The 9,333-nt window shown below is 42.6% G+C and carries 10 protein-coding genes; 9 read left to right on the forward strand and 1 reads right to left on the reverse strand.

Features of this window, described 5'->3' with window-relative positions:
- Positions 1-59 precede the first annotated feature (59 nt).
- From tsaE to tsaD, 4 genes are read left to right on the forward strand one after another with little or no spacing between them, the layout of a single operon-like run.
- The gene (gene tsaE, locus EDD57_RS10600) at positions 60-518 is read left to right on the forward strand and encodes a tRNA (adenosine(37)-N6)-threonylcarbamoyltransferase complex ATPase subunit type 1 TsaE (RefSeq protein ID WP_131849418.1); all 459 of its coding nucleotides are present in this window, start codon (positions 60-62) and stop codon (positions 516-518) included.
- Positions 509-1,240, forward strand: a complete 732-nt coding sequence (gene tsaB / locus EDD57_RS10605; RefSeq protein WP_131849419.1) for a tRNA (adenosine(37)-N6)-threonylcarbamoyltransferase complex dimerization subunit type 1 TsaB — start codon at positions 509-511, stop codon at positions 1,238-1,240. The genes tsaE and tsaB overlap by 10 nt, the downstream gene beginning before the upstream one ends.
- On the forward strand, positions 1,230-1,694 hold the full coding sequence (rimI, locus tag EDD57_RS10610) for a ribosomal protein S18-alanine N-acetyltransferase (protein ID WP_131849420.1): 465 nt from the start codon (positions 1,230-1,232) through the stop codon (positions 1,692-1,694). Before tsaB ends, rimI begins: the two co-directional genes overlap by 11 nt.
- Positions 1,691-2,707 (forward strand): tRNA (adenosine(37)-N6)-threonylcarbamoyltransferase complex transferase subunit TsaD, encoded by a 1,017-nt coding sequence (gene tsaD / locus EDD57_RS10615; RefSeq protein WP_131849421.1) that lies wholly within the window; start codon positions 1,691-1,693, stop codon positions 2,705-2,707. Before rimI ends, tsaD begins: the two co-directional genes overlap by 4 nt.
- Before the next feature lie 97 nt (positions 2,708-2,804).
- On the opposite strand, the gene EDD57_RS10620 is transcribed toward tsaD, so the two are convergent.
- Positions 2,805-4,724: an ABC-F family ATP-binding cassette domain-containing protein gene (locus EDD57_RS10620; protein WP_131849422.1), complete on the reverse strand. Its 1,920-nt coding sequence runs from the start codon at positions 4,722-4,724 to the stop codon at positions 2,805-2,807.
- A gap of 111 nt (positions 4,725-4,835) precedes the next feature.
- On the opposite strand from EDD57_RS10620, the gene EDD57_RS10625 reads away from it, so the two are divergent.
- The 5 genes from EDD57_RS10625 (at position 4,836) to groL (ending at position 9,172) form a co-directional block, all read left to right on the forward strand.
- Positions 4,836-5,435 (forward strand): 5-formyltetrahydrofolate cyclo-ligase, encoded by a 600-nt coding sequence (locus tag EDD57_RS10625; RefSeq protein WP_131849423.1) that lies wholly within the window; start codon positions 4,836-4,838, stop codon positions 5,433-5,435.
- 113 nt (positions 5,436-5,548) lie between these two features.
- Positions 5,549-6,229 (forward strand): redox-sensing transcriptional repressor Rex, encoded by a 681-nt coding sequence (locus EDD57_RS10630; protein ID WP_131849424.1) that lies wholly within the window; start codon positions 5,549-5,551, stop codon positions 6,227-6,229.
- Between the two features lie 34 nt (positions 6,230-6,263).
- Positions 6,264-7,040, forward strand: coding sequence for a twin-arginine translocase subunit TatC (tatC, locus tag EDD57_RS10635; protein ID WP_131849425.1), 777 nt, complete (start codon positions 6,264-6,266; stop codon positions 7,038-7,040).
- A 143-nt stretch (positions 7,041-7,183) separates the two neighbouring features.
- Positions 7,184-7,468 carry a co-chaperone GroES gene (gene groES / locus EDD57_RS10640; RefSeq protein WP_131849426.1) on the forward strand — a complete coding sequence of 95 codons (285 nt, stop codon included), beginning with the start codon at positions 7,184-7,186 and terminating at the stop codon, positions 7,466-7,468.
- A 60-nt stretch (positions 7,469-7,528) separates the two neighbouring features.
- Entirely contained in the window at positions 7,529-9,172 is a 1,644-nt protein-coding gene (gene groL, locus EDD57_RS10645; RefSeq protein ID WP_131849427.1) for a chaperonin GroEL, read from the forward strand.
- Positions 9,173-9,333 lie beyond the last annotated feature (161 nt).

Here is a 9,333-nt window from a genome sequence, read left to right on the forward strand (position 1 = left end):
TTTGCGTTTCGATCGTAGGTCTTGCATAATGAGTTCAGATAGATGAGTAGGTGAGATTGATGAAAAAGCAAATATGGCGTACCACATCTGGAGAAGAGACACAACTTCTGGCAGGGAAGATTGCTTCCTTTGTGCAGGAAGGAGATGTTTTTGCTTTAGAAGGTGGACTTGGAGCAGGAAAAACGACTTTTTGTCAGGGATTAGCGAAGGGTTTAGAGATAGCACGGTATGTGGATAGTCCGACGTTTACCGTGGTGAAAGAGTATCAAGGGCGTTTGCCACTTTATCATATGGATGTGTATCGCTTAGATGGTGTGGAGAGTGATCTAGGTCTGGAAGAATATTTCTATGGTGATGGGGTCTGTGTTGTTGAGTGGGCATCGATTATTCAGGAAATATTGCCAGATGATACGATTTCGTTTTCATTTGAGGTGCAAGAAGACGGGACAAGGAGTATTTCGTTTCCGATTAATAGTGAACGTGCACAGCGTTTGGCAAAGGATGTGTCATGGGGTTGAAAATCTTAGCAATCGATACCTCCACTTTAGTTCTCGGTGTCGCAGTAGTAGAAGAAGGAAAAGTATTGGGAGAGGTAACGAACAATCTATATAAAACTCATTCGGAGCGTCTTATGCCAACGGTAGCTGGATTATTGAAAGATCTCTCCATTAAACTACAAGAGATCACGGCTATTAGCGTTACATCGGGGCCGGGATCTTATACGGGGATCCGAATTGGTGTGACGACAGCCAAAACATTGGCTTGGACTCATGATATACCGCTTTATGCAGAATCTAGTTTGACAGTATTGGCGATGAATGGAAAACGGTTCCCGGGTTTGGTCGTTCCTCTGCTCGATGCACGCCGAAATCGTGTTTATACAGGAGTCTACCGTTCGAATGCTTCAGGAGTTAACGAAGTGCTAGGACAACAAGTATTGGAGATAACAGACCTACTGGAACAATGCAATCGATGGAAAGAGCCGATCTTATTCTTAGGGGATGATGTGAGCAAATTTCGGAGTGTCATTGAAGAAACGCTAGGCGAGGAGGCTCATTTCGGAAGTCCAGCCGAAAATCTCCCTCGAGCTTCTGAATTGGGTGAAATGAGCTTGCAACGAATCATGCGTGGAGAAGAGCCACTTAGTCAACAATTTACATTAAATTATCTTCAAGTAACAGAAGCAGAAGCAAATTGGCTAAAAAAGCAAAAACAGGGGACAGGAAACGATGTCAATTGAGCAGGAGATCCAGATCCAATTTCGTTCGATGGAAGTGAACGATATCCCTCAAGTGTTAGAAGTGGAGCAAGATGCTTTTTCGCATCCATGGACAGCGCAAGCTTTTCAAGAAGAATTGACGACGAATCCTTTTGCACGGTATCTCGTGTTAGAAGTGGAGGGAGCCGTAGCAGGATATTGTGGGATGTGGGTGATTATCGACGAGGCTCATATTACCAATATTGCCGTTCACTCTAGATATCGTGGGAAGGGATTTGGAGAGTTGTTGCTACGCTACGCGATGGAGTTTTCTATGCTGTATGGAGCGGAGAAAATGACGTTAGAAGTACGAGCCTCGAATCAGATTGCTCAGCAGTTGTACAAAAAGTTAGATTTCGAGGTAACAGGGTTACGACCTAATTACTATTCCGATAATAAAGAAGATGCCTTAATAATGTGGGTGACATACAAATGAGTCATAAAAATAGCTTGGTTTTAGGAATTGAGACGAGTTGTGATGAAACGTCTGTGGCTGTTGTCAAAAATGGGACTAAGGTCCTATCAAATGTGATTTCTTCGCAGATGGATGTACATCGGCGCTTTGGAGGAGTTGTACCAGAAGTCGCTTCTAGACGTCATGTGGAGCGAATTACGGTTATTATTGAACAGGCACTAGCCGAAGCAAATGTAACCAAGGATAGATTGGATGCGATTGCTGTAACGCAAGGCCCAGGATTAGTGGGAGCCTTATTAATTGGTGTCGCGAGTGCAAAGGCCTTGGCGTATGCTTTGAATTTACCTCTTGTACCCGTTCATCATATTGCGGGACATATTTACGCAAATCATCTCGTAACACCGCTAGAATTTCCGTTGATAGCGCTAGTAGTGTCGGGTGGGCATACGGAGTTAATTTACATGGAGAGCCATCTTCATTTTGTAAGACTTGGACAAACACGCGATGATGCCGCAGGGGAAGCTTTTGATAAGGTAGCTAGATTTATGGGCTTACCGTACCCAGGAGGTCCGCAAATTGATCGCTTGTCGGCGCAAGGAAAGGTTATCTACGATTTACCCCGTGCATGGTTGGAGCCAGAATCATTGGACTTTAGCTTTAGTGGTCTCAAATCATCCGTGATGCAATTGATGCAGAAGGCAGAGCGGAAAGGGGAAACGATTGGTCAAGCCGATCTATCAGCTAGCTTCCAGGCGGCTGTTTTAGATGTGCTGGTAGAAAAGGCGTTCCGTGCTGTGAAACAGAAGGGTGTAAAACAATTACTTCTTGCAGGCGGAGTGTCGGCCAATAGTGGACTACGTGTCAGGCTCATGAAGCGAGCGGAGGAGGAAGGGATTACATTGCGGATCCCACCACTTGAGCTTTGCACAGATAATGCGGCTATGATTGCTGCGGCAGGCACTTATTTATATTACGAGGGAAAATTTGCAGATTTAACCCTTAATGCTAATCCGGGATTGTCATTAATAGAATAGATTTGGTTTCAATTAAAACAGCATACAAGCTAGGATGTACGCTGTTTTTGTATCTATGTGGATAAAGTGAATAACCTGTGGATAACTTTGTGGATAACTAAGTGCAATCAGCTAATTCAGCCCATTCATCGGTTTTGACAAGGAGTTGTTCCTCTAAGGATTGTAACTCTTTCTGCAGAGGGCTACTTCTCTGAGGATCCGAAAAAACTTCTTCCATGCACATTTCTGCTTGAATCTCCGCAATTCTCGACTCCAGTGTCGTAATGGCTTGCTCCAGTTCTTGTAATTCACGCTGATGCTGTTTCAGACGCCGTTGTTCTTCTTTGCTCTGCTTACGATGTTGGTAGGCGTCTCCTTTTGGTAGGCGTTCTTCGTTTTTGGGTGAAAGAGTTTCTTCAAATTGTTCGAGTGCTTTTTTCTCTAGGTACCAATCGTAGTCTCCATCATAAGCAGTGATTCCATCAGGTGCTAATTCCCATACTCGGTTGGATAATCGTTGGATGAAATAGCGGTCATGAGAGACAAAGAGAATCGTTCCAGGGTATTCTTCGAGTGCTGATTCGAGGCGCTCTTTGGTGGCCAGGTCTAGGTGGTTCGTTGGTTCATCCATTAGCAGGAAATTGGATTGATTAAGTAATAATTTAACCAAAGAGAGTCTAGCGCGTTCGCCACCACTTAGGTCTTTGACGAGTTTATATACATCGTCTCCCTGAAATAAAAATTGACCAAGATGAGAACGGATCACCGTTTGATCGAGTGTAGGATAATCGTCCCAGATTTCATCTAAAACGGTTTTATCATAGGTAAGCAGTTTTTGTTCTTGATCATAGTAATCAACTTCTACATTGGTACCAAACTGAAGATTTCCGGTTAGAGGAGACAGTTGACTTGCGATCGTTTTCAGCAGGGTAGACTTTCCTGTCCCATTTGGCCCAAGTAGGGCGATCCGTTCTCCTCGGCTTACACGAAAAGAGAGATCTTGAATGAGAGGTTGTTCATACCCAACAGAGAGATTTTTGGCTAGGAGGACTTCCTTTCCGCTGGTAACAGAGGTCTCAAACCGGATTGATGCTTGCTTTAGAGAGGATTCAGGTGTATCAAGTCGTTCCATCTTCTCTAATGTTCTTCTGCGACTTTGTGCCCGTTTCGTCGTAGTAGCTCGAGCAATATTTTTCTGAACAAACTCTTCTAGTTTTTTGATCTCTTTTTGTTGCTGTTCATACAGTTTTTCATGCGATAAGGCTCGTTCTTCTTTTTGAATCACATATTGTGAATAGTTGCCCACGTAACGGGTAGCTTTACTCCGCTCGATTTCATAGATCACTTGTACGAGTTGATCTATGAAAAAACGATCGTGGGAGACAATAAGAAGTGCTCCTGGATAATTTTTTAACGCCTGCTCCAGCCATTCGGTAGCTTGTAGGTCAAGGTAGTTGGTAGGCTCGTCTAAAATCAATAAATCAGGTTCCTCTAACAGCATCTTAGCTAAGGCAACCCGTGTTTTTTGCCCACCACTAATCTCACTGATCTTCGTTTGATGAACATCTAAATGGCCTAAGCCCAACCCGTGTAAAGCACCACGCATTTTTGCCTCGTATGAATAACCGCCAACTTGTTCGAATTCTTCTTGATAACTCGCATATTGACGTAGATAGCGTTGATATTGCTCTTCATTTGAGTAGATTTCTTCTTTGCTTATCTCCGCTTCGAGTGTGCGAATTTTTTGTTCGATCGCAAGTACGGGAGTGAATACTTGTAACACTTCATCCCAGATAGAACGATCAGATTGAAGCCCCGTCTGTTGTGCTAGATAGCCAATTTGCGCTTTTCTACCGACGATCATTTCACCTTGGTCGGGGAGTAGTTGGCCGATCATAATTTTTAATAAGGTTGATTTGCCAGCTCCATTTGCACCGATCAATCCTACTTTTTCTTGTGGATTAATCTGCAATTGAATGTCATGTAAGACTTCGTTTTCACCAAATGATTTATATATGTTCTTTGCTTGTATTAACATGCTCTCCACCTCATCTTCTCTTAGTGTAATGGAGGAGAAAACGAAGGGCAAACCGATTTCGGATTTTTCGTGTACAATGTGGGTACGAGCAAGAGAGTAGGAGGGAAAATCTTGTCGGACTCTTATTCCAATAAACAAACACTCAGAACCGAACTATTGAAAAAAAGAATGTACCGTTCTGAAGAGGATTCTAATCAGATGGCACAGAAGATTTGTGCACAGATCGTACACTGGAATGGTTATATGAATAGCGATATCATTGCGGTGTATGCTTCATTCCGAAATGAGGTAAATGTGGGGCAGATTGTCGAAAATGCGTGGGAAAACGGGAAAAAAGTGGTTTTTCCTAAGTCATACCCTGAGACGAAAGATATGAAGTTCTTCGAAGTTCGACATGGTCGTGAGTTAAGGAAAGGCGCTTATGGGATTATGGAACCTGTTGAAGAATTAAGTAGTGGGGTTGATCCGCAAATGATTCAGCTAGCTTTGGTCCCAGGGGTTGGATTTGATCAGAATGGATATCGCCTTGGATATGGTGCGGGTTATTACGATCGATTCTTTGCGAAATTCCCTCATATTGTCCGAGTGGGGATTTCGGATAGGGAACATTTGTTAGAAACGGTATATCCAGAGTCCCATGATTGTAAAATGAATTATGTCTGCACTTTTACAAGTCAATATCCAAAGAGTACAGTCATCATTAAATTTTAATTACTGTACTTTTACAAAACTGTTTTCACTTTGATGTATTAGAATTTGGTATAGTTAAAATAAGATGTTATAAATATACAGGATCAGTAACGAAATGAGCCGGGAGGGGTCTTATGTCAGATCAAAAAATTCCGCAGGTGACGGCGAAACGGTTACCGCTCTATTATCGGTATCTTGAAAAGCTACATGCCATCGGAAAACAACGGATCTCTTCTGCTGATCTCAGCGAAGCTTTGCAGATTGATCCAGCCACGATTCGTCGTGATTTTTCTTATCTAGGGGAATTAGGTAAGAAGGGATATGGATATAATGTCACATATCTATTACAATTTTTACGGGATTTTCTAAAACAAGATGAAGTAACCAATGTAGTATTAGTAGGAGTAGGAAATCTAGGGACTGCCTTATTGAGATATAATTTTTATCGAAGCCATAATACCAAGATTGTCGCTGGATTTGATGAAGATGAGGCCAAAATTGGGAAGGACATCGATGGAATCACGGTATTTGGAATGGATCGCTTATCGGAGATTATCTCTCTGCATCATGTGGAAGTTGCGATTCTTACGGTTCCTGTCAATGTGGCTCAGGCAACCACCGATTATCTAGTTAAAAAAGGTGTAAGAGGGATTTTGAACTTTACCCCAGCACGAATTACGGCACCCCCACCTGTTCGCATACACCACATCGATTTAACCTCTGAATTGCAGACATTAATCTACTTCTTGAAGAAATATCCAGCTGATGAAGATGCGGAAGAAAACTTGGAAGAGGTAGCAAATAAACGAAGCTAATTGCCTTCGCGGTCATAGTGAGAAGGGAATATATATGAACGAAGAAACACAACCACTTACCGAACATTTGACAGAGCTACGGCGGCGGATTATCTGGGTGCTGCTTACATTTCTTGTATCGCTCATTGTAAGCTTTGTTTATGCTACGGATCTATTTGAATTTATAAAAAATGATGCGATTGGTTCGAATGTGAAGATCTATGCATTTAATCCAGGTGATCCGTTAATGGTATATGTACAGATCGCTATGATTTGTTCGATGATCTTTACCTTACCTGTGGTTTTATATCACATATGGCAATTCGTGAAGCCAGGATTACGTTCACATGAACAGAAAAATGCGGGTCTTTATATACCTGCGTCTTTTTTCTTGTTTTTAGGTGGGCTTGCTTTTGGATATTATGTAGTCTTTCCGATGTTATATCAGTTCATGGTGAATTTAGCTAAACAAATGAATGTCATCGAGCAGTATGGGGTTTATCAATACTTTGATTTTATGGTAAATGTGATTGTCCCAATGGCATTGTTGTTTGAACTACCAGTGGTCGTGCTGTTTTTAACCCGACTTAAGCTGATTACCCCGAGTCTACTACACAAGATTCGCCGCGTTGCGTACTTTGCTATGGTGGTGATATCCACCTTAATCGCCCCACCAACGATTATCGCCAACATTGTCATTGCGATCCCGCTAATTGTTCTGTATGAGATAAGTGTTTTTATTTCGATATGGCAATATAGACGTTTAGAAGCGGAAGAGAAGAGCTGGGAAGGCGAAGAGATTCAAGATGATCATAGTGAGAGCAGTTCCTGATTCAAGGAAATTGCTCTTATTTTTTTCGTCAGAAATGCTTGCAAAATTGGTTCAAACTTACTATCATTAGAAGTGTTATTAGCACTCGCTTAGGGTGAGTGCTAATTAAGAAAAAAGGACTTATTTGAAGGAGGTTATTGCCCATGATTAAGCCATTAGGTGATCGTGTCGTGTTAGAAGCAGTAGCTCGTGAGGAAAAAACTGTAAGTGGTCTTGTTCTTCCTGAGTCTGCAAAAGAGAAGCCACAAGAGGGCCTCATCGTAGCAGTAGGTTCTGGTCGTGTTGACGAAAAAGGAAATCGTTTTCCACTCGAAGTAGGAGTAGGTAATACGGTTATTTTCTCCAAGTACGCTGGCACAGAAGTGAAGTACGGTGAAAAAGAATACTTGATCCTTCGTGAAAGTGATATTCTTGCAATCGTTGATTAATAGATTATATAAGTAAGACTACTAACTGTTTATTTACATAACGAGAGGGGATAAAAAAGAATGGCTAAAGACATTCAGTTCAGTGAAGACGCTCGCCGTGCAATGCTACGTGGTGTAGATGCATTGGCTGACGCAGTGAAAGTAACCCTTGGACCAAAAGGTCGTAACGTAGTACTCGAAAGAAAATTTGGTTCTCCGCTCATCACAAATGACGGTGTAACCATTGCGAAAGAAATCGAATTAGAAGACCCAATCGAAAACTTGGGTGCACAACTTGTAAAAGAAGTAGCAACTAAAACCAACGATGTAGCAGGTGACGGTACGACTACTGCAACAGTACTAGCTCAAGCGATCATTCGTGAAGGTTTGAAAAACGTTACTTCTGGTGCAAACCCAATGATTGTTCGTAAAGGGATTGATAAAGCGGTTCGCAAAGCAGTAGAAGAAATCGGTCGTATTTCTCAACCAATCGAAGGAAAAGAATCTATTGCACAAGTAGCTGCTATTTCTGCAAATGATGATGAAGTAGGTCAGTTGATCGCAGAGGCAATGGAGCGTGTAGGTAAAGACGGCGTTATTACCGTTGAAGAATCCAAAGGCTTTAACACAGAGCTTGAAGTAGTAGAAGGTATGCAATTTGACCGTGGATATATTTCTCCATACATGGTTACAGATGCAGACAAAATGGAAGCGGTATTGGAAGAGCCAGTTATCTTGATTACAGATAAGAAAATCAGCTCTGTTCAAGACATCCTACCAATCCTTGAAAAAGTAGCACAACAAGGCCGTCAACTACTCATCATTGCTGAAGATGTAGAAGGCGAAGCGTTGGCAATGCTCGTAGTAAACAAACTACGCGGAACTTTCACTGCAGTAGCTGTAAAAGCTCCTGGTTTCGGTGACCGTCGTAAAGCAATGCTACAAGACATCGCGGCATTGACAGGTGCTCAAGTTGTTACGGAAGAGATCGGTCTAGATCTTAAATCCGTAGGGCCTGAAGTTCTCGGTCGTGCACGTCAAGTACGTGTAAACAAAGAAGATACCATTATCGTAGATGGTTCTGGTGATCAAGGTGAAATCAAAGCACGCGTTGGCCAAATCCGTCAACAAATCGAAGACACCTCTTCTGAGTTTGACAAAGAAAAACTTCAAGAGCGTCTTGCGAAACTAGCTGGTGGCGTTGCGGTAATTAAAGTAGGTGCAGCAACAGAAACCGAGTTGAAAGAGAAAAAACTTCGTATCGAGGACGCATTGAATGCAACTCGTGCAGCAGTAGAAGAAGGAATCGTAGCAGGTGGTGGTACAGCACTTGTAAATGCGATTCGTGCTGTAGAAGAACTTGAAGCTTCCTATGTAGTTGGCGATGAGAAAACAGGTGTAAGCATCATCAAACGTGCCCTTGAAGAACCAATTCGTCAAATCGCTGACAATGCAGGTCTAGAAGGCTCTGTGATCGTAGAGCGTCTCAAACGCGAAGAAGTAGGTATTGGTTTCAATGCACTTTCTGGTGAATGGGTAAACATGATCCAAGCGGGTGTCGTAGATCCTGCTAAAGTAACTCGCTCTGCACTACAAAATGCAGCATCCGTAGCATCGGTTGTACTTACAACCGAAGCAGTTGTAGTAGACAAACCGGATGAAAACAAAGGTCCAGACATGGCAGCCGGAATGGGTGGCATGGGCGGAATGGGCGGCATGATGTAAGTTTGCTCTTCCGATGTAATATTGATTTACCAAGAGGCTCCTCATCTAATGAGGAGTCTCTTTTAGTGTGCGCCCGGCATGGGCGTAGTCTATAGGGTGAAAGTCCCGAATGGTGAAGGTAGCAGTAGCCATTAGCTTAAGGCAAGGGTGTCCACCGTGAG

Source organism: Baia soyae (assembly GCF_004341445.1).
In the GTDB taxonomy this organism is placed as follows: Bacteria; Bacillota; Bacilli; order Thermoactinomycetales; family Thermoactinomycetaceae; genus Baia; species Baia soyae.

Excerpts from the sequence above, each read along its gene's own strand:
- tsaE (WP_131849418.1), top strand. The coding sequence starts at position 60 with ATGAAAAAGCAAATATGGCGTACCACATCTGGAGAAGAGACACAACTT.
- tsaB (WP_131849419.1), top strand. The coding sequence starts at position 509 with ATGGGGTTGAAAATCTTAGCAATCGATACCTCCACTTTAGTTCTCGGT.
- rimI (WP_131849420.1), top strand. The coding sequence starts at position 1,230 with ATGTCAATTGAGCAGGAGATCCAGATCCAATTTCGTTCGATGGAAGTG.
- tsaD (WP_131849421.1), top strand. The coding sequence starts at position 1,691 with ATGAGTCATAAAAATAGCTTGGTTTTAGGAATTGAGACGAGTTGTGAT.
- EDD57_RS10620 (WP_131849422.1), bottom strand. The coding sequence starts at position 4,724 with ATGTTAATACAAGCAAAGAACATATATAAATCATTTGGTGAAAACGAA.
- EDD57_RS10630 (WP_131849424.1), top strand. The coding sequence starts at position 5,549 with ATGTCAGATCAAAAAATTCCGCAGGTGACGGCGAAACGGTTACCGCTC.
- tatC (WP_131849425.1), top strand. The coding sequence starts at position 6,264 with ATGAACGAAGAAACACAACCACTTACCGAACATTTGACAGAGCTACGG.
- groES (WP_131849426.1), top strand. The coding sequence starts at position 7,184 with ATGATTAAGCCATTAGGTGATCGTGTCGTGTTAGAAGCAGTAGCTCGT.
- groL (WP_131849427.1), top strand. The coding sequence starts at position 7,529 with ATGGCTAAAGACATTCAGTTCAGTGAAGACGCTCGCCGTGCAATGCTA.